Source organism: Blastococcus sp. CT_GayMR19 (assembly GCF_004570385.1).
In the GTDB taxonomy this organism is placed as follows: Bacteria; Actinomycetota; Actinomycetes; order Mycobacteriales; family Geodermatophilaceae; genus Blastococcus_B.
Genome location: NZ_SPQL01000002.1, coordinates 350,414 through 370,628, shown reverse-complemented (window position 1 = coordinate 370,628; position 20,215 = coordinate 350,414). Strand labels below are relative to the sequence as shown.

General features: G+C 72.0%; 20 protein-coding genes. 9 read left to right on the top strand and 11 right to left on the bottom strand.

All coding sequences use genetic code 11. The annotated features are described in order from the left end of the window. Nucleotides 1–36: 36 nt before the first annotated feature. From E4P39_RS04475 to E4P39_RS04465, 3 genes are read right to left on the bottom strand one after another with little or no spacing between them, the layout of a single operon-like run. Nucleotides 37–852, bottom strand: a complete 816-nt coding sequence (locus E4P39_RS04475) for a succinate dehydrogenase/fumarate reductase iron-sulfur subunit (protein WP_245159632.1) — start codon at nucleotides 850–852, stop codon at nucleotides 37–39. Continuing rightward, nucleotides 849–2,795, bottom strand: a complete 1,947-nt coding sequence (locus E4P39_RS04470) for a fumarate reductase/succinate dehydrogenase flavoprotein subunit (RefSeq protein WP_135135159.1) — start codon at nucleotides 2,793–2,795, stop codon at nucleotides 849–851. The genes E4P39_RS04475 and E4P39_RS04470 overlap by 4 nt, the downstream gene beginning before the upstream one ends. An 18-nt stretch (nucleotides 2,796–2,813) precedes the next feature. Continuing rightward, nucleotides 2,814–3,515, bottom strand: a complete 702-nt coding sequence (locus tag E4P39_RS04465; RefSeq protein ID WP_245159631.1) for a succinate dehydrogenase cytochrome b subunit — start codon at nucleotides 3,513–3,515, stop codon at nucleotides 2,814–2,816. A 318-nt stretch (nucleotides 3,516–3,833) separates the two neighbouring features. Between E4P39_RS04465 and E4P39_RS04460 the strand changes: the two genes are divergently transcribed. Next, nucleotides 3,834–4,427, top strand: a complete 594-nt coding sequence (locus E4P39_RS04460) for a hypothetical protein (RefSeq protein ID WP_135135158.1) — start codon at nucleotides 3,834–3,836, stop codon at nucleotides 4,425–4,427. Nucleotides 4,428–4,533: 106 nt separating this feature from the next. Here the strand turns inward: E4P39_RS04460 and E4P39_RS04455 are convergent, their stop codons facing one another. Then, a complete protein-coding gene (locus E4P39_RS04455) occupies nucleotides 4,534–6,654 on the bottom strand; it encodes a catalase (RefSeq protein WP_135135157.1) in 2,121 nt (706 codons plus the stop codon). A gap of 134 nt (nucleotides 6,655–6,788) precedes the next feature. Here E4P39_RS04455 and E4P39_RS04450 point away from each other — a divergent pair, with 134 nt between their 5' ends. Together E4P39_RS04450 and E4P39_RS04445 are read left to right on the top strand one after the other, a co-directional pair. Then, a complete protein-coding gene (locus E4P39_RS04450; RefSeq protein WP_135135156.1) occupies nucleotides 6,789–7,691 on the top strand; it encodes an ATP-binding cassette domain-containing protein in 903 nt (300 codons plus the stop codon). Beyond that, entirely contained in the window at nucleotides 7,688–8,437 is a 750-nt protein-coding gene (locus E4P39_RS04445; RefSeq protein ID WP_135135155.1) for an ABC transporter permease, read from the top strand. The genes E4P39_RS04450 and E4P39_RS04445 overlap by 4 nt, the downstream gene beginning before the upstream one ends. A gap of 337 nt (nucleotides 8,438–8,774) precedes the next feature. On the opposite strand, the gene E4P39_RS04440 is transcribed toward E4P39_RS04445, so the two are convergent. Beyond that, nucleotides 8,775–9,647: a hypothetical protein gene (locus E4P39_RS04440; protein WP_135135154.1), complete on the bottom strand. Its 873-nt coding sequence runs from the start codon at nucleotides 9,645–9,647 to the stop codon at nucleotides 8,775–8,777. 582 nt (nucleotides 9,648–10,229) lie between these two features. Between E4P39_RS04440 and E4P39_RS04435 the strand changes: the two genes are divergently transcribed. From E4P39_RS04435 to E4P39_RS04420, 4 genes are read left to right on the top strand one after another with little or no spacing between them, the layout of a single operon-like run. Continuing rightward, on the top strand, nucleotides 10,230–11,147 hold the full coding sequence (locus E4P39_RS04435; RefSeq protein ID WP_135135153.1) for an ABC transporter ATP-binding protein: 918 nt from the start codon (nucleotides 10,230–10,232) through the stop codon (nucleotides 11,145–11,147). After that, nucleotides 11,144–12,787 carry a polyketide antibiotic transporter gene (locus tag E4P39_RS04430; RefSeq protein ID WP_135135152.1) on the top strand — a complete coding sequence of 548 codons (1,644 nt, stop codon included), beginning with the start codon at nucleotides 11,144–11,146 and terminating at the stop codon, nucleotides 12,785–12,787. The genes E4P39_RS04435 and E4P39_RS04430 overlap by 4 nt, the downstream gene beginning before the upstream one ends. A 13-nt stretch (nucleotides 12,788–12,800) precedes the next feature. After that, nucleotides 12,801–13,646, top strand: coding sequence for a HipA family kinase (locus E4P39_RS04425; RefSeq protein ID WP_209306334.1), 846 nt, complete (start codon nucleotides 12,801–12,803; stop codon nucleotides 13,644–13,646). Then, entirely contained in the window at nucleotides 13,643–14,035 is a 393-nt protein-coding gene (locus E4P39_RS04420; protein ID WP_135135150.1) for a DUF3037 domain-containing protein, read from the top strand. Before E4P39_RS04425 ends, E4P39_RS04420 begins: the two co-directional genes overlap by 4 nt. Before the next feature lie 73 nt (nucleotides 14,036–14,108). Here the strand turns inward: E4P39_RS04420 and E4P39_RS04415 are convergent, their stop codons facing one another. From E4P39_RS04415 to E4P39_RS04390, 6 genes are all read right to left on the bottom strand, one after another. Next, on the bottom strand, nucleotides 14,109–14,402 hold the full coding sequence (locus tag E4P39_RS04415) for a 4a-hydroxytetrahydrobiopterin dehydratase (RefSeq protein WP_135135149.1): 294 nt from the start codon (nucleotides 14,400–14,402) through the stop codon (nucleotides 14,109–14,111). A 69-nt stretch (nucleotides 14,403–14,471) separates the two neighbouring features. After that, nucleotides 14,472–15,188, bottom strand: coding sequence for a phosphoadenylyl-sulfate reductase (locus E4P39_RS04410; RefSeq protein WP_135135148.1), 717 nt, complete (start codon nucleotides 15,186–15,188; stop codon nucleotides 14,472–14,474). Next, nucleotides 15,185–15,355: a hypothetical protein gene (locus tag E4P39_RS04405; protein WP_209306355.1), complete on the bottom strand. Its 171-nt coding sequence runs from the start codon at nucleotides 15,353–15,355 to the stop codon at nucleotides 15,185–15,187. The genes E4P39_RS04410 and E4P39_RS04405 overlap by 4 nt, the downstream gene beginning before the upstream one ends. 1 nt (nucleotide 15,356) lies before the next feature. Continuing rightward, nucleotides 15,357–17,045, bottom strand: coding sequence for a nitrite/sulfite reductase (locus tag E4P39_RS04400; RefSeq protein WP_135135147.1), 1,689 nt, complete (start codon nucleotides 17,043–17,045; stop codon nucleotides 15,357–15,359). 241 nt (nucleotides 17,046–17,286) lie between these two features. After that, a complete protein-coding gene (gene cysC / locus E4P39_RS04395; RefSeq protein ID WP_135135146.1) occupies nucleotides 17,287–17,820 on the bottom strand; it encodes an adenylyl-sulfate kinase in 534 nt (177 codons plus the stop codon). Nucleotides 17,821–17,847: 27 nt separating this feature from the next. Then, nucleotides 17,848–18,321: an Rrf2 family transcriptional regulator gene (locus E4P39_RS04390; protein ID WP_135135145.1), complete on the bottom strand. Its 474-nt coding sequence runs from the start codon at nucleotides 18,319–18,321 to the stop codon at nucleotides 17,848–17,850. Between the two features lie 35 nt (nucleotides 18,322–18,356). Between E4P39_RS04390 and E4P39_RS22575 the strand changes: the two genes are divergently transcribed. Continuing rightward, the gene (locus E4P39_RS22575) at nucleotides 18,357–19,118 is read left to right on the top strand and encodes an NUDIX domain-containing protein (protein ID WP_135135144.1); all 762 of its coding nucleotides are present in this window, start codon (nucleotides 18,357–18,359) and stop codon (nucleotides 19,116–19,118) included. 467 nt (nucleotides 19,119–19,585) lie between these two features. Then, complete coding sequence (locus E4P39_RS04380; RefSeq protein ID WP_167761577.1) at nucleotides 19,586–20,152, top strand: DUF559 domain-containing protein; 567 nt, start codon at nucleotides 19,586–19,588, stop codon at nucleotides 20,150–20,152. The last annotated feature ends 63 nt before the right edge of the window (nucleotides 20,153–20,215 follow it).

Below are 20,215 nucleotides of genomic sequence, written 5' to 3'. Positions count from 1 at the left end.
CCCGCCCCGACGGGGACGGGTCCTCTCGTGGACGACTCAGCTCTTCGGTCGCGCTCCGGCCCGGAGCGCACCGAGCAGGTCGTGGTTGAGCCGCGAGATGTTCTCCATCGAGATGCCCTTGGGGCACGCGGCGGAGCACTCACCGATGTTGGTGCAGCCGCCGAAGCCCTCGCGGTCCTGCTGGGCGACCATGTTGACCACGCGGTCGTTGCGCTCGGGCTGGCCCTGCGGCATGAGGCCGAGGTGGGTGACCTTCGCCGCGGTGAACAGCATCGACGACGCGTTCGGGCAGGCCGCCACGCAGGCGCCGCAGCCGATGCAGGTGGCCGCGTCGAAGGCGGCGTCGGAGTCCTTCTTGGGCACCGGTACCGCGTGCGCGTCGGGCGCCGTCCCGGTCGGGACGCTGATGTAGCCGCCGGACTGGATGATCCGGTCGAGGGCGCTGCGGTCGACGGCGAGGTCCTTGATCACCGGGAACGCGCTGGCCCGCCACGGCTCGACGTCGATCGTGTCGCCGTCCTTGAACTTGCGCATGTGCAGCTGGCACGTGGTGGTCTGCTGCGGGCCGTGCGCCATCCCGTTGATCATGACGCCGCACATGCCGCAGATGCCCTCGCGGCAGTCGTGGTCGAAGGCGACCGGGTCGTCGCCGTCGAGGATGAGCCGCTCGTTGAGCACGTCGAGCATCTCGAGGAACGACATGTCGGGGGAGACGTCGGAGACCTTGTAGGTCACCATCTTGCCCTTGACCGTCGGGTCCTTCTGCCGCCAGATCCGCAGGGTCAGGTTCATGCCGCGCCGCTCCGAGGCAGCGCCGGCCGTCGACCGCGAGCCGTCCTGGGTGATCGTCACTTGTAGCTCCGCTGGGCGAGGTGGACGTACTCGTACTCGAGGTTCTCCTTGTGGAGCACCGGCGGGGCGCCCTCCGGCGTCCACTCCCAGGCGGCGACGTAGGCGTAGTTCTCGTCGTCGCGCAGGGCCTCGCCCTCGGGGGTCTGGCTCTCGGCCCGGAAGTGGCCGCCGCAGCTCTCGTTGCGGTGCAGGGCGTCGATGCACATCAGCTCGGCGAGCTCGATGAAGTCGGCCACCCGGCCGGCGTGCTCCAGGGTCTGGTTGAAGGAATGCCAGTCACCGGAGACCTTCACGTTCGTCCAGAACTCCTGGCGGATCTCCGGGATGCGGTCGAGTGCCTTGCGCAGGCTCTCCTCGGACCGCTCCATGCCGCACATGTCCCACATCAGCTTGCCCAGCTCCCGGTGGAAGGAGGCGACGCTCCGGGTGCCGTTGACGCTGAGCAGCTTCTGCACCTGCGACTGCACGCCCTGCATCGCCTCGGCGGCGGCCGGGTGGCTCTCGCCGACCTTCTCGAAGGGGCCGTCGGCGAGGTAGTCGTTGATCGTGTTCGGCAGGACGAAGTACCCGTCGGCCAGGCCCTGCATCAGCGCGCTGGCGCCGAGCCGGTTGGCCCCGTGGTCGGAGAAGTTGGCCTCCCCGATGACGAACATGCCGGGGATCGTCGACTGCAGGTCGTAGTCGACCCACAGCCCGCCCATCGTGTAGTGCACCGCGGGGTAGATCCGCATCGGCGTCTCGTACGGGTCCTCGCCGGTGATCTGGGCGTACATGTCGAAGAGGTTGCCGTACTTCGCCTCGATGGCCTTGCGGCCCAGGCGCTGCATGGCCTCGCCGAAGTCGAGGTAGACGCCCAGCCCGCCGGGGCCGACGCCCCGGCCCTCGTCGCACACGTTCTTGGCCTGACGGGAGGCGATGTCGCGGGGGACCAGGTTCCCGAAGGCGGGGTAGATCCGCTCCAGGTAGTAGTCGCGGTCGTCCTCGGGGATCTCCCGCGGGTCACGGTCGTCGCCGCGCTCCTTGGGCACCCAGACGCGGCCGTCGTTGCGCAGCGACTCGCTCATCAGCGTGAGCTTGGACTGGTAGTCGCCCTTGACCGGGATGCAGGTCGGGTGGATCTGGGTGTAGCAGGGGTTGGCGAACAGGGCGCCCTTCTTGTGCGCCCGCCAGATCGCGGTCGCGTTGGAGCCCTTGGCGTTCGTCGAGAGGTAGAAGACGTTGCCGTAGCCACCGGTCGCGAGGACGACGGCGTCCGCGAAGTGCGTGCTGACCTCGCCGGTCACCAGGTCGCGGGCGACGATGCCGCGGGCCCGGCCGTCGACGACGATCAGGTCGAGCATCTCGGTGCGGGCGTGCTGCTCGACGGTGCCGGCCGCGATCTGCCGCTCGAGGGCCTGGTAGGCGCCGTAGAGCAGCTGCTGCCCCGTCTGGCCGCGGGCGTAGAAGGTGCGGGAGACCTGCGCGCCACCGAAGGAACGGTTGTCCAGCAGGCCGCCGTACTCGCGGGCGAAGGGCACGCCCTGGGCCACGCACTGGTCGATGATGTTGACGCTGACCTCGGCGAGGCGGTGCACGTTGTCCTCGCGCGAGCGGAAGTCGCCGCCCTTGACCGTGTCGTAGAACAGCCGGTGCACGCTGTCGCCGTCGTTGCGGTAGTTCTTGGCGGCGTTGATCCCGCCCTGCGCGGCGACGCTGTGCGCACGGCGCGGGCTGTCCTGGTACCAGAACGACTTGACCTTGTAGCCGGCCTCGCCCAGGGTCGCGGCCGCCGAGCCGCCGGCCAGGCCGGTGCCGACGACGATGACGGTCAGCTTGCGGCGGTTGGCCGGGTTGACCAGGCGGGCGCGGAAGCGCCGGGTGCTCCAGCGCTCACCGATGGGGACGTCGGTGGGGGCCTTGGTGTCGGCGATCGGGTCGCCTTCGGTGAAGAGGTCGAGAGGCATGGAGGTGAATACCTGTCCTTAGTCCACGAGCCCGAAGAGGACGCTGAAGGGCACGAGCAGGAAGCCTGCGATCAGTACCGTCGAGAAGGCGATCGCGAAGGCGTTGACCGTCCGCTCCCGCCGCTTGTTGCTCTGGCCCAGGGTCTGCGTGGCGCTCCAGATCCCGTGCCGCAGGTGCATGCCGAGCAGGATCAGGGCGAGGACGTAGAACGCGGTGCTGAACGGGTTGGAGAAGCTCGCGACCAGCCGGTCGTAGGGCGAGGCGTCGCCGTCGGGGTTCACCGTGCCGGTGGTGAGGTCGAGGATGTGCCACACGATGAAGAGCAGCACGATGACGCCGCCCCAGCGCATGGTCCGCGAGGCGTAGCTCTGGGCCACCGCCTTCTTGGTCACGTACCGGTCGGGGCGGGCGCGCTTGGCCTGCCGCCAGAGCGAGACCGCGGCCCAGAAGTGCGCCACCACGGCGACGATGAGCACGATGCGGACGACAGTGAGGACGGTGTAGCTGGGGACGGCGGGCTCGCCGACCGTCCGGATCCACTCCGAGTAGGAGTTGAACGACTCCCGGCCGGCGAAGACCTTGAGGTTCCCCACCACGTGGGCGACCAGGTACAGCAGCATCACGATGCCGCTGACCGCCATCACGACCTTCTTGAAGACCGAGTTGGTCTTCGCCGCCTTCGGGGTCCTGCGCTGGCCCGAGTCCGTCACCGTCACCACAGGGGTAAAGCTAGATCTCAGCGGGGGTTGCGGCCACGTAAACACGGGGTGACACAGCTCTCGTAAGGATGCCCTTACCTGCGGTCGGGCCGGCCCGGTCAGCGCGGTGGAGATCGCCGGCCGGACCCTGACCGGACTGCGCTGCGCCACGGGACGGTCGACGCCGCTGCCGCGACTCGGGCGCGGTCTGCCGATCGTGGGAGAGGGGGTGCGGTGACCGCCGGCCGAGCCATCTCGCAGGGCGCGAGCCCCCCGTTGCGGCTGCCGGCGCCGCTACGCTTCGGCCAGCGTGCACGCCCACGCCTGGGGGATCTGCTGATGGCCGACGACCAGCTTCGCCGCGACCTGCTCACGCGAATCGAGATGCGCCGCGCTGCGGTTCAGGCCTTCCTGCGGGCGAACCGGCCGCGCACCCGGCGCCGCGCCAACCTCATCATCCTGCTCACCTCGGTGTCCGCGCTCGCCACCGCGGGGCCGGCGCTGGGCGGTGAGCCGTTCGCCCAGAACATCCAGAACCTGCTGGCACTGCAGAGCGACTCCTACGTCTGGCGGATCCTCTGCCTGCTGGCGCTCCTGGTGTCGGTGGGCGGGGCGGTGCTGACCAACCTCAGCAAGTCCCAGGACGACGTCGGCCGGCTGGGCGCCGCAGAGGCGGTCAACGCCGATCTGGAGGGCCTGTCGAGCCTGCTCCAGTTCGGCAATCTGTCGGTGGACGACGGGGTGAAGCTCTACCAGCAGTACATCGCCAAGATCCCATTCATCGAAGACCTGCCCGGCGAGGACCGCGGTCACCGGGGCCCGCCTCCGCAGGGGCCCGGCTACTACACGCCGGCCCCACCGGGACCCGGCCGCTACGCGCAGCCTCCCCCGGGGCCGGCCTACCGCCCGCCGCCGCCGCCCCCGCGACGCTGAGCTGACGCGGGGACGGGGCGGCCACGCACGGCCGCCGACGCCGGCTCGCCGATCGCGTCGAGCCGGGTCGGTCGGGTCGGTCGGGTCGGTGCGGTCGGGCGGTCGGTCAGACCGTGGGGGGCACGGCCGAGGCCGCCACCAGGGGCATCCGGTCCCAGGCCCGATGCAGGCCCAGCGCGGCGACCGTGGCGGCCGCCAGCTTGGCGTTCGCCTTCTTCCCGGTGAGCACGCCGGGCGCCTGCGGGGCGATGCCGGCGGCGCGGAGCACCTCCACGCCGTCGCCCCACGCGCCGACGGCCTTCAGGTGCCGGAACGCCTCCTGCAGCATGACCAGCGCGCGGAAGTCGCCGTCCTTCGGTGCGCCGTCGGCGACGACGATCGCGTCGAACTCGATCGACCGCCCGGTCGCGAAGGTCCGTTCGACGATCTCGACCTGGCGGCCCTTCTTCAGCTGACCCCCGTGCGGGGCGATCACCCGGAGCAGCGCGCCCTCGGCCTCCAGGGCCTTGCGCAGCGTGGCGATCCCGTCGAGGTCCGCGCCCGGCCCGGCGACGACGCCGACGATGCGCCCGGCGATCGGGAACGGCGTCGGCTTGATCTGGCGCAGCGCCGGCGACTGCACCCGCGGCTTCTCCGGCTTGATCTTCTTGGGCACCGGCAGACCGAGGCCGGCGGCCACCTGCGCGCACAGGTTCGCGTCGATCCGGGCCAGTACGGTGAGCCCGCGCTCCTTGATGCCCTGCTCGTAGCACTTGCCCAGCTCGAAGGTGTACGCGTCGATCACGTGCTGCTGCTCGACGCTGGTCAGGCTCGCGTAGAACAGCGCCGGCTGGGAGTAGTGGTCGTCGAACGAGGCGGGCGCGGCGCGGACGACGTCCCCCTCCACGTGCCGCGGGACGTTGACGTAGCCGCCCTCGGCCCAGTCCGCCGGGAACGCGACGCCGTCGTCGACGCTGTTCGGCGTGTAGGGCGCCTGCCCGGTGTGCACGGCGTGCTGGTGGAAGCCGTCGCGGGTGTTGTCGTTGACCGGGGCGTGCGGCCGGTTGATCGGGATCTGGGTGAAGTTCGGCCCGCCGAGCCGGGTCAGCTGGGTGTCGAGGTAGGAGAAGTTCCGGCCGGCCAGCAGCGGGTCGTTGGTGGGCTCGATCCCGGGCACCAGGTGCCCGGTGTGGAAGGCCACCTGCTCGGTCTCGGCGAAGAAGTTGGTCGGGTTGCCGTTCAGGACCAGCGTCCCGATGACCTGCACCGGCGCGAACTCCTCCGGGACGATCTTGGTGGGATCGAGCAGGTCGATGCCCTCGAAGGTCTCGTCCGGGGTGTCGGGGAAGACCTGGATGCCGAGGTCCCACTCGGGGAAGGCGCCGTTCTCGATGGCGTCGTAGAGGTCCCGGCGGTGGAAGTCGGGGTCCACGCCCGCGGCGATCTGCGCCTCCTCCCAGGTCAGCGAGTGCACGCCGAGCCGCGGCTTCCAGTGGAACTTCACCAGCGCCGTCTCCCGCTGGGCGTTCACCAGCCGGAACGTGTGGACGCCGAAGCCCTCCATCATCCGGTAGCTGCGCGGGATGCCCCGGTCGCTCATGTTCCAGATCGTGTGGTGGGTCGCCTCGGTGTGGAGGGTGACGAAGTCCCAGAAGGTGTCGTGCGCCGACTGGGCCTGGGGGATCTCCCGGTCGGGGTGCGGCTTGCCCGCGTGGATGACGTCGGGGAACTTGATCGCGTCCTGGATGAAGAAGACCGGGATGTTGTTGCCGACGAGGTCCCAGGTCCCTTCCTTCGTGTAGAACTTCGTCGCGAACCCGCGGGTGTCGCGCACCGTGTCGGCCGAGCCGCGCGAGCCCAGCACGGTGGAGAACCGCACGAAGACCTTCGTCTCCAGGCCCTTCTCCGCCAGCACGGCGGCGCGGGTCACGGTCGCGGCGGCGCCGTTGGCCGTGAAGACCCCGTGCGCTCCGGCGCCGCGGGCGTGCACCACGCGCTCCGGGATCCGCTCGTGGTCGAAGTGCATGATCTTCTCGCGCAGGTGGAAGTCGTCGGCGAGGAGGACCGGGCCCCGCGGGCCCGCCTTCAGCGAGTGGTCGCTGTCCGGGATGCGCACGCCGTTCGGCGAGGTCAGCGTGTCGCCGGCCTGAGCCCGTGGGTCACGGCCGCCCTTCGGGCCCTCGTGGAGAACTCCGGTCGGGCTGACGGTCGTCGGGGCAAACTGGTCGGGTCGGCGCGCGGGAGGCATGCGACGCCGCTACCCGCGCCTCGCCGAGGGCGAAACCGCGTACGGGGATCGAGCCGAGTGAACGGTGGGGCGGGCGGGGCGGCGGCGGGGCGCGCCTCCTCCGGCGGCGCCGCGGCCCTGGCCATGCTGGACACGTGATCGAGATCGACGGCCTGACCAAGCAGTACGGCGCGCGCGTCGCCGTCGACGATCTCACCGTGACCATCGAGCCGGGCCGCGTCACCGGATTCCTCGGCCCCAACGGCTCGGGCAAGACGACGACGATGCGCTGCATCCTCGGTCTCACCCGGCCCACGGCCGGACGGGTGATGGTCCTCGGCCGGCCGTACCGGGAACTCTCCCGGCCGATGCAGCGGGTGGGGGCACTGATCGACCCCCGGGCCCGGCACCCCGGCCGGACGGCGTACGCACACCTGCTCGCCCTCGCGCAGAGCAACGATCTTCCCCGCGAGCGGGTGGACGAGGTGATCGAGCTGGTCGGCATCGACAGTGTCGCCCACGAGCGCGTCCGCGGTTTCTCCCTCGGCATGGGCCAGCGCCTCGGCGTCGCGGGGGCCCTGCTCGGCGACCCCGACGTCCTCGTGCTGGACGAGCCGGTGAACGGCCTGGACCCCGAGGGCATCCGGTGGGTCCGGGAGCTGCTGCGCGACCTCGCCGACGAGGGGCGCACCGTCCTGGTCTCCAGCCACCTGATGAGCGAGATGGAGGAGACCGCCGACCACCTCGTCGTGCTGGGCCACGGCCGCCTGCTCGCCGACCTGCCGATGGCCGACCTGCTGGGGCAGCACTCCGCCGTCCGGGTGCGCAGCCCCATGGCCTCGTTGCTGGCACGGGCGCTCGAGCGGGCCGGCGCCCGCATCGACGTCCTGACCGATGGCGCGCTCTGGGTCGAGGGCCTGGACGTCGTCGAGGTCGGCGACGTGGCGTTCCTCTCCGGCCTGCGCGTGCACGAGCTCACCCAGGTGAACGAGTCACTGGAGGAGGCCTACCTCGCGCTGACCGAGGACGAGGTCGAGTTCCGGGCGGTGTCGGCATGAGGGGGGCCGTGCCCTTCCGGGCCCTGCTGCGCAGCGAGTGGACCAAGCTGCGGTCGATCCGCTCGACCTGGTGGTGCACCGCGCTGTATCTCCTCGTGGTCGGCGGCACCGGGTGGCTGGCGGCGGCGAGCACCAACTCGGCCCCGCGGTCCGACGTCGCGCTGGGTGTCGCGCTCACCGGCTTCGGCATCGGTCAGCTCGTCGTCCTCGTGCTCGGCGTGCTGGCCGTGACCACCGAGTTCGCGTCCGGCATGGCACTGGTCTCGCTGACCGTCGCGCCCCGGCGCACGCGGCTGCTGACGGCCAAGACGCTCGTCGTCACCCTGTACTGCGCCCTGCTCACCGCCGTCCTCGTCGTGGTCTGTGCCGCGGCGGCGTTCACCCTCACCGACGTTCCGGGCGGCCTGGCACTGACCAGCCCGGAGGTGCTCCGGCCCATGGGGCTGCAGGTGGTCAACGGTGCGCTCGTGGCGGTCCTCGCCGTCGCGCTGGGCACGGTGCTCCGGTCGACCGCGGGGGCGGTGGGCATCGGGGTGGCGCTGGTCTTCGTCCTGCCGCCGGCCCTGGCGCTCTGGGGGAAGGAGCTCGCGATGCGTGCCTCCCAGGCGCTGCCGGCGCTGCGGGTGGGGGAGGACGCCTTCGCCGCGGTCGCCACGAGCTGGCCGGTGGGCCTGGCGATCGTCGCGGGCTGGGCGGTCGTCGCCTGGCTGCTCGGCGCGATGCTGCTAGGACGCCGCGACGTGTAGCTCAGCGGCCGCCGACGTTTGGCCGTAACCGGCCCTACTTCAAGGACACGGAGCAGGTGAACACGCTTCCGCGGAAGAAGGTCAAGGTGTGCGACTTGACGACGCTTCCGCGGGAACTCCTGAGCTTGAAGCGGGTGTCCCCAAGCGGCCCACTCAGGACAGTGGCTACCGAGAACCGGATTGGTTCTGCCGGCGGGCCTAGACGGTGTTTGCAAGCGTCATCACGAACAGCACCAGCAATCCGGCGGACCGCGGCGGTACCAGGTCGGCCTGGGCAGGTTAGTGCCGTTGCGGTTGGGCAGCGGCTGGAGCTGCCTCCTTGTGGGATGGAGACAGCTCAGTCCTCAGCGTCTGCTCGACGTGGCCAGAAGACGGTCAATACCCGCTGCTGATCGGCTGAGAAGATGACACGCACGTCCCCCTCGGTGAACTCCACCAAGTTGTCTCTGCGGACAACCCCGGGCTGGGAGGCGAACTTCTCGACTATGAAGCGACGGAAGGCGACTTCCAGCTGACCTCCAGCCAGGTGCTCGAGGTCCGTTCGCACCGCGAACGCTCGCAGGTGCCGCGGCTTGAGTTCCACCGTCTGCGGATCGCAGGTCAACGACTGGAACTCGGCCGGCTTCTTCAATGGCTCGCCCGGCGACCCCTTAGAGCCACCGCCGGGGAAGCGGGAGGTCACGCCGGCCTGCAGTTGCGCCCACGTCCGCTCGCGGTGCACGGTGAAGTAGCTCGTCAACACGTCGAGATCAGCGTTCAGAATGAGCTTGTAGCCGTCACGCAGCAGACTGATGTAGCCCTGCGACGATCGAACCGCCGCCGTAGGGGCGAAGGCTTCGAGCATGTCCCGCAGCTCCCCGCGGGCCGACTCCATGGAGCCCCCATGGTGGTAGCGGTAGCTGTCAATTGCCGCCGTGGTGATGTGCACGGTGCCCGGCTCGAAGTATGGAAGCGCCGCGGCATCACCGTCTGCCTGGCGCGCACGCGGCAGTCCGCCCGTCGCGGTGTCCGGCGTCGGCGGTGGTGCCGACGCCGTGCCAGCTCGGCGGAAGCCATCGCAGCCGGGTCGTCGGCACCAGGCGTCGACATGGTGGGTGTCGTTACTGCAGCGACTGCCATCGCGGTTGAACCGCTCGCATGGCTTGAAGGCTGGCGGCCGACTCGGCCCACCGTATGTCAGCGACACTGCGCTCTCCGCATTCTCGATCACCGACGCCTCGTGGCGCCCGGTCTGCAGGAGCGATCGGCATCTGTCGTCGACACTTTCACCTGGACGACGTAATTTCCCAGTCCGTAGACCAACGGCCGCCGAGGTCGTCCGCTCGCGTGAGAGCGTCCTGCCATGACCGACCTGGCGCCCACCGGTTCGTGCTTCTGCGGATGCGGTGGAGCTACGAAGCGGGGCCGCTTCTTCGTGCAAACGCATGACCGTGTCGCCGAAACGGCGGTGATCCGTGAGAAGTACGGGTCGATCGCGGCCTTCGTTGTTGCCCACGGGTACGGCCCAGATACGGCAGTCCCGCGGTCCGCTTCGGGCCTCTAGGCCAGTACCTCACCCGCTCGTCAGACGCGAAGGCGACGAGCGCCCCTCACGGGCTTGATCTGCGCCTCCGATGCCGCTCGCGGTGCTTCGACGAACGGCCGGAGGGTAGCCCTGAAGCCGCCATCAGGGCGACGGTTGCCCGTGGCCGGCCGGGGCCAATGGGCGCGCGAAACCTTCTTGGGCCGGAACCGGCAGGGATCTAGCGTGCGGGGACGACCGGCCTGTTAGCGCCGTTCCCGGAGGCTCGCCATGTCCGACAGCCCGGCCGTCGAGGTGCACGGCCTGAGGAAGTCCTTCGGCACGGTGACGGCCCTGGACGGCCTGGAGCTCACCGTCCCGGTGGGTTCGGTGGTGGGTTTCCTGGGTCCGAACGGCTCGGGCAAGTCGACGACGATCCGCGTACTGCTGGGGCTGCTGCGCACGGACGCGGGCTCGGTGCGGCTGCTCGGCGGCGACCCGTGGGACGACGCCGTCGCGCTGCACCGGCGGCTGGCCTACGTCCCCGGTGACGTGAACCTGTGGCCGAACCTCACCGGGGGCGAGGCCATCGACCTGCTCGGGCGGCTGCGCGGCGGGCTCGACCCACGCCGCCGGGCCGAGCTGCTCGAGCGGTTCGAGCTGGACCCGACCAAGAAGGCGCGCACGTACTCGAAGGGCAACCGGCAGAAGGTGGCGCTGGTGGCGGCGCTCGCCGCGGAGGTGGAACTGCTCGTCCTGGACGAGCCCACCTCCGGACTGGACCCGCTCATGGAGGCGGTGTTCACCGAGTACGTCCACGAGGCGCGGCTGGCCGGCCGGTCGGTGCTGCTGTCGAGCCACATCCTCGCCGAGGTCGAGAAGCTCTGCGACACCGTGACGATCATCCGGAGCGGCCGCACCGTGGAGTCCGGCACGCTCGCCGACCTGCGCCATCTCACCCGCAGCACGGTGACGGTGGTGACCGACGCCGACCCGACCGTGCTCGCCGGGCTGCCGGGGGTGCACGACCTCGCCGTCCACGGCGGGCGGGTCACCTTCCTCGTGGACGACGCGCACCTGGACGGCGTCGTGCGCGCGCTCGGCACGCTCGGGGTGCGCGGCCTGACGGCTGCCCCGCCGTCCCTGGAGGAGCTGTTCCTGCGGCACTACGGGGACGAGCCGGCCGCCGCCGGGGTACCCGCGCCGTGACCACGCCGACGGTTCCGGCGACGGCACCGGCGGCCGGGCCGCGGCTGTTCGCCGGATCCGGCGTCCTGCTCCGGTTCGCGCTGCGACGCGACCGCGTGCGGCTGGCGGTGTGGGTGCTGTCGCTCGCTGCCCTGACGGTCTACGGAGCCGTCGTCCTGGACGCCACCTACCCGACCGCGGCCGACCGGCAGGGGCGCGCCGCGGTGCAGGCCAACCCGGCCGCGGTGCTGCTCAGCGGCCCCGGGTACGGCCTGGGCGATTACACGCTCGGCGCGATCATCGCCAACGAGGTGGCGCTCGCGGTCATGGTGGCGGCCGCGATCATGTCGATCCAGCTCGTCGTCCGGAACACCCGTGCCGAGGAGGAGTCCGGCCGCGCCGAGCTCGTCCGCGCGGGCGTCGTGGGCCGGCGTGCCGCGCTCACCGCCACCCTCCTGGAGACGGCCCTGGCGAACGCGGCGGTGGCCGCAGGGATGACGGCCGGGCTCGCGGTCGCGGGCCTCGCCGTCGTCGACTCCCTCGCACTGGCGGCCGGGATCGGGGTCACCGGGCTGACGTTCGGCGCCGTCGCGGCGGTAACGGCGCAGCTGACCGAGCATTCGAGGGCGGCCTCGGGCGCGGCCCTCGCCGTCCTGGCGGCGGCGGTGCTGCTCCGCGGCGTGGGTGACGTGATGGAACGCGGCGGCTCGCTGCTGTCCTGGCTGTCCCCCGTCGGCTGGGCCCAGCAGACCCGCGCGTTCGTCGACCTGCGGTGGTGGCCGCTGCTGCTGCCGGTCGCGCTCGCCGTCGTCCTCACCGCTGTGGCCTACCGCCTGGTGGGGATGCGGGACGTCGGCGCCGGCCTGCTCCCGGACCGGCCGGGCCCGGCCGGTGCGTCCCCCCTGCTGTCCGGACCGGGCTCGCTGGCCTTCCGGCTGCAGCGGGCCGCGGTCCTCTCCTGGGCGACGGCTCTGCTGCTGATGGGCATGGTGTTCGGCTCGCTGGCCGACGAGGTCGCCGCCATGGTGGCCGGCAACGCCCGGCTGCAGGAGGCGTTCGCGGCGCTGGGCGCGAGCGATCCGACGGACGCCTTCCTCGGGGCGACGGCGCTCTACCTCGCGCTGGGGGTGGGGGCGTTCGCGGTCGGCTCCGTGCTGCGCCTGCGGACGGAGGAGGCGGCGGGCCGGACGGAGCTGCTGCTGGCCACGTCCCTGGACCGCCGGCGCTACCTGGCCGCCGTCCTCGGCGTGACCGCCGTCGCCTCGCTCCTCCTGCTGGTCGCCGCCGGACTCGGCACCGGAACGGCCGCAGCGGCCGTCCGCGGGGATGCCGCCCTGGTGGCCACGCAGCTGGGCGCGCAGCTGGTGCACCTGCCGGCTGTGCTGGTGCTGGCCGGGGTGGCCGCGCTGCTGGTCGGCCTGGTGCCGGGCGGCGCGGCGCTCGCCTGGCCGGCGGTCACCTGGACGCTGGTGCTGGGACTCTTCGGAGGGCTGCTCGGCCTGCCGGAGGCGGTGCTGAGGACGTCGCCGTTCGGGTGGACGCCGGTGATCCCGGCGGAGGCGTTCGAGCCGGCCCCGGTCGCCGTCCTGACGCTGGTGGCCGGGCTGCTCGCCGTCGCGGCCGTCGGTGCCTTCCGGCGACGGGACGTCCCGACCACGTAGGTTGACCGGCACTGTGCTGACCGCCGTCACCGCCACCCGGTACGTCACCCCGCTGCGCGAGGGTGGCTCGCTGCCCGGGCTCATGGAGGCCGACGACCTGGGCACGTACGTGGTCAAGTGGCGGGCCGCCGGCCAGGGAGTGAACGTGCTGGTCGCCGAGGTCGTCTGCGCCGAGCTGGCCCGCGCCCTGGAGCTGCCGGTGCCGCGGCTGGTGACCGTCGACGTCGCACCCGAGCTGGCGGTCGGGGAGCCGGACGTCGAGGTGCAGGAGCTGCTCAAGCGCTCCGCCGGACGCAACCTGGGCCTGGACTACCTGCCGGGCGCACTCGACTTCGAGGCCGGGGCGGACGGCGTGGACCCCGACCTCGCCGGCCGCGTGCTGTGGTTCGACGCCCTGGTGGGCAACGTCGACCGCTCCTGGCGCAACCCGAACATGCTCTTCTGGCACGGCCGGCTCCAGCTGATCGACCACGGCGCGGCGCTGACCTTCCACCACTCCTGGCCGGGTGCGGCGGCCGCCGTCGACCGGCCCTACGACGCGGCGGCGCACGCGCTGATCGAGTGCGAGCCGGACGTGCCGGCCGCCGACGCCGCGCTGGCGCCGCGGGTGACCCGGCGGCTGCTCGAGGAGGTGCTGGCGCAGGTGCCCGACGACTGGCTCGAGGACGGCGTCGCGGATGCGAGCCGGGAGCGCTACGTCGCGCAGCTGCTCGCCCGGCTGGCGGCGCGGGAGGCCTGGCTGCCGGGGTTGGTCGCCGCGGCCGCGACCGGGGGGAAGGGCCGCCGACGGGCGCCCCGCGGGGAGAACCGGCCCGCCTGGCTGGGCCCGCCACCGCCCGAGGGGGTCACGCAGCGATGACGAAGGAGACCTTCGAGTACGCGGTGCTGCGGGTGGTTCCGCGGGTCGAGCGGGGCGAGGCGCTGAACGCCGGGGTGCTGGTCTACTGCCGGCAGCGCGACTACCTCGGCTCGCGGGTGCACCTCGACGTACAGCGACTGTATGCATTGGACCCGACCGCCGACGCCGACGCGATCGGGCGGGCGCTGCGGGCCGCGGCCGACGTCTGCGCGGCAGACCCGGCTGCGGGTGCGGCAGGGCGGGAGGCGCTGGGCTCGCGCTTCCGCTGGCTCACCGCGCCGCGGAGCACCGTCGTCCAGCCGGGGGCGGTGCACACCGGACTCACCGACGACCCGGACGCCGAGGCCGACCGCCTGCTGCGCCTGCTCGTCCTCCCTGTCGAGGCCTGAACCGGACTTCCGCGCCGAGAGGCCGGCCTCGCCCCAGGACGTTCCGCGCGGAAAGTCCGTTACAGCGGCTGTATCAACCGGGGAGCAGGGCGTCGATGCGGCGGGCGAGTTCCAGGTCGAGCTCGCTGACCCCGCCGGCCGAGTGACTGACCAGGGTCAGGTGCAGCGTGCGCCAGCGGAGGTCGACGTCGGGGTGGTGGTCCAAGTCCTCGGCGACGTCCGCGATCGCGGCGATGGCGGCCACGGCGTCCCGGAAGCTCGGCAGCTCCACGGTCCGGCGCAGGCCGTCCCCGTCGCCGGACCACAGCGGCAGCCCATGCAGTGCGGCGGCGATCTCGTCGGGGGACAGGCGCGGCGGGCGGGGCATGAGCTCATCCTGCCCCTCGTCAGGACGGCTGCACGGCGGAGCCGCTCGGGTTCCCCAGCGGAGCTGTGATCAGGTGTGGATGCCGCACTCGATCTTGTTCTTGCCCGCCCAGCGGCCGGCGCGCGGGTCCTCGCCCGGGGCGACCGGACGCGTGCAGGGAGCGCAGCCGATCGAGCCGTAGCCGAGTTCGAACAGCGGGTTGACCGGCACCTGGTGCTCGGTGACGTACGCGTCGACGACGTCCTGGGTCCAGGCAGCCATGGGATTGACCTTGACCATCCCGCGCTTGGCGTCCCAGTCGACCAGCCGCGTGCCGGCGCGCGTCGGCGACTCGTCCCGGCGGACGCCCGAACCCCAGGCCAGGTACCCGGCAAGCGTCGTGGCCAGCGGCTGGACCTTGCGCAGCGAGCAGCAGAGATCGGGGTCCCGCTCGTAGAGCTTCGGGCCGAACTCGGCGTCCTGCTCCGCCACGGTGGTCGGCGGCTGCACGTCGACCAGGGTGATCGGCAGGGCGGACGTGATCCAGTCCCGCGTGCCGATGGTCTCGGCGAAGTGGTAGCCGGTGTTCAGGAAGACGACGTTGACCCCGGGGATCACGCGACTGGCCAGGTGAGCCAGCAGGCCGTCGGCCATGGACGACGTGATCGCGAAGGTCGGGCCGAAGGTGTCCCCGGCCCAGCGGAGGACGGCGAGGGCCTGCTCGACCGGGTCGGAGATGCCCTCGAACCGGGCGTCGGCATCGGCAGCCAGTTCAGGCGTCGGCGTCGGCCGGATGGCGATCGTCACTCCGTCACTCCCGTCGCGATCAGGCGGACCGAGAAGGCCCGCAGGCAGGCGCCGCAGCGCCAGGCGTCGGAGCTCTCCCCGTGCGGGGTCAGCTCCTCGTCGCCGCAGTACGGGCAGTGGAACACCGGCAGCTGCCGGCGCCTTCCCGCGGGCTGGTCCTCGCTCACGTCAGAGCAGCCAGGCTTCCTCGGCGCGGCCGACATAGGCGGCGAAGGACTCGCCGGGCGTCCGGCGCTCCTGGAAGCCGCGTAGCACGCGCTCGCAGTAGTCCGCGGTCTCGGCCTTGGTCACCTTGTGCCCGCGGAACTTGCGGCCGAAGGTGGCCTCGACGCCGAGGTGCCCGCCCAGGTGCACCTGGAAGCCCTCGACCATCTCGCCGTTCGCGTCGCGGACCATCGAGCCCTTGAACCCGATGTCGGCGGTCTGGAACCGGGCGCAGCTGTTCGGGCAGCCGTTGACGTTGATGCCGATCGGCACGTCGAAGTCGGGCAGGCGCTTCTCCAGCTCCGCGTAGAGGTCCTGCGCGTGCTGCTTGGTCTCGACGATCGCCAGCTTGCAGAACTCCAGGCCGGTGCAGGCCATCGTTCCGCGGCGGAACGCGCTCGGCCGGACCTGCAGGTCGTGCTCGGCGAGCGCGGTGACGAGGTCCTCGACCTTCTCGTCCGGCACGTCGAGGATGACCAGCTTCTGCTGCGTCGTCGTCCGGATGCGGCCGGCGCCGAACTCGTCGGCGAGGTGGGCGATGCGGGTGAGCAGGCTGCCGCTGATCCGGCCGCTGCGCAGCGCGAACCCGACCGCGTTGGCGCCGTCCTTCTGCTTCGCGACGCCGACGTGGTCGCGCTGGTCGTGCTTGGCCGGCGCGGGGGCGGGGCCGTCGGGCAGCGCCTCGTGGAGGTATTCGACCTGCATCACCTGACGGAACTTCTCCGGACCCCAGTCGGCCATGAGGAACTTCATCCGCGCGTGGTTGCGCTGCCGGCGGTAGCCGTAGTCGCGGAAGATCGACGTGACGGCCGCCCAGACGTCGGTGACCTGGTCGGGCCGCACGAAGACGCCGATCCGGTGGGCGAACATCGGGTTGGTCGACAGCCCGCCGCCGACCCAGAGGTCGTAGCCGGCCTCGCCCGCCTCGTTCACGACACCGACGAAGGAGACGTCGTCGATCTCCGGCTCCGTGCAGTGGTCCACGCAGCCGGACATCGACGTCTTCCACTTGCGGGGCAGGTTGCTGAACTCGGGGCTGCCCACGTACTTCGCGACGGTGTCGGCGAGGACGTCGGTGGCGTCGACGACCTCGTCCTCGAGGATCCCGGCGAGCGGGCAGCCGAGCATCACGCGGGGCACGTCGCCACAGGCCTCGGTGGTCGACAGGCCGACCGACTCCAGCCGCCGCCAGATCTCGGGCACGTCCTCGATGCGGATCCAGTGCAGCTGCACGTTCTGCCGGTCGGTGACGTCGGCGACGTCCCGGCCGAACTCCGTACTGATGCCGCCGATGACCCGCAGCGCCTCGCTGGTCAGCTGCCCGCCGTCGATGCGGACCCGCATCATGAAGTAGGAGTCCTCGAGCTCCTCCGGCTCCAGCAGCGCGGTCTTGCCGCCGGGGATGCCCTGCGCGCGCTGGGTGTAGAGGCCCATCCAGCGCATCCGGCCGCGGAGGTCACCGGCGTCGATGCCGTCGAAGCCGGTCCTCGAGTAGATGTCGAGGATCCGTTGACGGACGGTGAGCCCGTCGGCGTCCTTCTTCATCCGTTCGTTGGGATTGAGCGGCTCGCGGTAGCCCAGGGCCCACTGACCCTGTCCACGCGGTGCTGCGTCGCGACGCGGGGGCCGGGTGCTGGTGCGGGGGGAGGTCACGGGGGGACTTCTTCCTGCGCTCGCCGCCCGCTCGGCAGCCGGCCGGGCGGAGGGGGCGCTGCAGATCGGGGGCGCGGCGGCGACCGCGCGGGGGACCGGGCTCAGCGCTGAGCGCGACAGGCGGCGCTGGAGACGAGCGCCAGGTCGATGTGCAGACGCGCGACGAGGAGGCTGCCGCGGTCGGTCACGTGGTCTATGGTGCCACACCCGCCCGCCGGGCCGGATTTCTCCGGAGGAGGGCTCAGGCGTCCATCGCCGCACGGATCCGCGCCACCGACTCCGGCAGCGGGGTGACCGACGTGTCGATCACGACCTCGGCGCGGGCGGGCGGCTCGTACGGGTCGCTCACGCCGGTGAACTCCGGTATCACCCCGGACCGGGCCTTGGCGTAGAGGCCCTTGACGTCGCGCTGCTCGCACACCTCGAGCGGGGTGGCCAGGTGCACCAGGACGAACCGGCCGTGCTTCTCCACCAGTCGCCGGGCCTCCTCGCGGGCGGCCTCGTACGGCGCGATGGCGGCGACGACGACCGTGCCGCCGTGCCGCACCACCTCGCCGGCGACCCAGCCGATCCGCCGGATGTTGAGGTCGCGGTGCTCGCGGGAGAAGGTCAGCTCGCTGGAGAGGTGGGTGCGGACGACGTCCCCGTCGAGAACCGTGACCGGCCGGCCCTCCGCCTCCAGCCCGGCGACGAGTGCGTCGGCGATCGTGGACTTGCCCGCACCCGAGAGGCCGGTCAGGAACACGGTGACGCCGGGGGGCTGCACAGCTGACATGACGGCCAGTGTCCCGGAGCGCTGCGCTCAGCCGGCGGGCACGTTCCCGAACGACCGCCAGGCGCTGTCCATGGCCACGAGATCCGCCACGGGTGCGGGCAGCGAGCCGGAGACGACGTCGGCGAGGGTGACCTGCTCCAGCACCCGGCGGTAGGCCTCACGGGCGGCCACCCAGACGCTCGCCAGTTCGGCGGCGGCGGCCGGATAGGCGACGTCCTCGGGACGCTGGCCGTGCACCTCGGCGAGGAAGCCCTGCTCGATGCGCATGACGCGCGCGATCGACACCTCCGAGGCCGGGATCGCCAACCGGTACCCGCCGTCGCGACCGCGCTGACTGGTCACGAGGTGGGCGCGCTGGAGGTCGCCGAGGATCGCCTGGAGGAAGCGCGCGGGGATGCCCTGCGCCGTGGCGATCCGGTCGGCGGTCAGGGTGTCCGGCGCTGCCGCCGCGAGTTCGATGGCCGCACGGACGGCGTAGTCGACCCGGGCTGTGATGCGCACGGACCCATCCTGCCTGCGTCTGGGAGGCTCGCACCGTGTTCCGGCTGCGTTTCACCACGTTGGTGGAGGCGCCGCTGACCGTGGCGTTCGACGTGGCGAGGACTCTGGGCCGGCCCTGGGGGGCGCCGCTGGAGGAGATCGTCTCGACCCGCCCGGTGCGCGACGTCTACGCCGTCGGCCCAGGGACCGGCTGGCGCTGGCTGACCCACTCCCGGCGGTTCTCCGCCACGGGCGAGGGCACGCTCGTCGACGAGCAGGTCGACTGGGACACGGGCCTGCCCGGTGTGCTGGGCCGCCTGTTCGACCAGCTGGTGCTGCGCCGGCGCATCCTCCGTGCGATGCAGGCGCACCTCGACGCCTACGCCGCGGCCGCCGCGCGTCGGGCGCTGGACGTGGTGCAGGTCGTCGGTGCCGCGATCGTCGACGGAGAGCGCGTGCTCGTGGCGCAGCGTTCGGGCGGTCCCTACGACGGCTGCTGGGAGTTCCCCGGAGGCAAGGTGGAGCCGGGGGAGTCCGACCTGACCGCCCTGACGCGCGAGATCGAGGAAGAGCTCGGGGTGGCGATCGTGCCGCAGTCGTTCCTCGGCGAGGTGCTCCTGGACGGCGTGGTCGGTGGCGGCGCACCGGGGGTCTCGACGCTGCGCCTGTGGAGTGCCCGGATCGCGGCCGGCCGGCCGGTCGCGCACGAGCACGGGGAGATCCGCTGGCTCGGGGCCGGCGAGCTGGAGGGCCTCGACTGGATCGCGGCGGACCGCCCCCTCCTTCCCGCCGTCCGCACCCTCCTCGCCCGCCCCTGACCCCCACTTCCCGCTTTCGGTACCGAAAGCGCGGGCTGAGGCGCCCGCTCTCGGTACCGAAAGCGGGGGAGGGGCGTCCGACGGTGCGGGCCTGTGGACAGCGGCCCGGGCCGAGGCCGGCCGTGCCCCACCCTTGCGGCGTGAACTCATCGAGGCGGGGACTTCATGGCGTCTTCGTCGGCTCTCACGCCGTTGCGGAGGGTGCGGTCACCCGGCATCAACTGCAGTCGGGTCTGTACCGGCGCCTCCTCCACAACGTCTACGCCGATCCGCGGCTCCCGGCTGACCATCGGCTGTATGCGCGAGGAGCGCTGCTGGTGATGCCGGCGACTGCCGTGCTCGGGGGCAGATCAGCCGCCGCCTGGTTCGGTGCTCCGTTCGCGGGACCGACCGAGCCTGTTCTCGCGGTGGTCCCTCCTGACACCGCCTGGCGCGGTCCCAGGGGTGTGCGCGTCCACCGGAGGCACGTGGCTCGGTCCGAAACGGTGGTCATGGAGGACGACGGCGGCGCGGTCCGATTGACGACGCCGCTGCGGACAGCGTGGGAGATCTGCGCGATCGAACCGATGGCCACGGCCGTCGCCCTGCTCGACGGCATGGTGCGTGCCGGCCACCTCAGCGCCCCTGCTCTGGGCCGTCTCGTCGAATCCACGAAGGGACGGTGGGGGTCACGGCGGGTGGCGAAGGTGCTCCCTCTCGTCGACGGGCGCAGCGAGAGTCCGCCCGAGTCGTGGGTCCGGGTCGCGTGCGCCCGGGCGGGACTGCCTGCGCCGGTGCCGCAGTACGACGTCCAGGAGGCCGGTCAGTTCCTGGGCCGCGTCGACCTCGCCTGGCCCGAGAGCCGCCTCGTCGTCGAGTACGAGGGTGCCTACCACTTCGACGATCTGCAGATCCGCCGGGACGATCGACGCTACGACCGCCTGATCGCGGCGGGATGGCGAGTCATCCGGCTCAGCGGCCCTGACCTCCGCGACCTGGATGCGGTCGTCGCGCGGATCGCCCGCGAGCTCGGACTGCCCTTCCTGGCCGGCTGACCCGCTTTCGGTACCGGAAGCGGCGACGGCGGCTCCCGCTTTCGGTACCGAAAGCGGGAAGGT

Coding starts and splice junctions, on each gene's coding strand:
- cysC (WP_135135146.1), bottom strand. CDS start 17,820: ATGTCAGCTGTGCAGCCCCCCGGCGTCACCGTGTTCCTGACCGGCCTC.
- E4P39_RS04435 (WP_135135153.1), top strand. CDS start 10,230: ATGTCCGACAGCCCGGCCGTCGAGGTGCACGGCCTGAGGAAGTCCTTC.
- E4P39_RS04420 (WP_135135150.1), top strand. CDS start 13,643: ATGACGAAGGAGACCTTCGAGTACGCGGTGCTGCGGGTGGTTCCGCGG.
- E4P39_RS04455 (WP_135135157.1), bottom strand. CDS start 6,654: ATGCCTCCCGCGCGCCGACCCGACCAGTTTGCCCCGACGACCGTCAGC.
- E4P39_RS04470 (WP_135135159.1), bottom strand. CDS start 2,795: ATGCCTCTCGACCTCTTCACCGAAGGCGACCCGATCGCCGACACCAAG.
- E4P39_RS04460 (WP_135135158.1), top strand. CDS start 3,834: ATGGCCGACGACCAGCTTCGCCGCGACCTGCTCACGCGAATCGAGATG.
- E4P39_RS04445 (WP_135135155.1), top strand. CDS start 7,688: ATGAGGGGGGCCGTGCCCTTCCGGGCCCTGCTGCGCAGCGAGTGGACC.
- E4P39_RS04415 (WP_135135149.1), bottom strand. CDS start 14,402: ATGCCCCGCCCGCCGCGCCTGTCCCCCGACGAGATCGCCGCCGCACTG.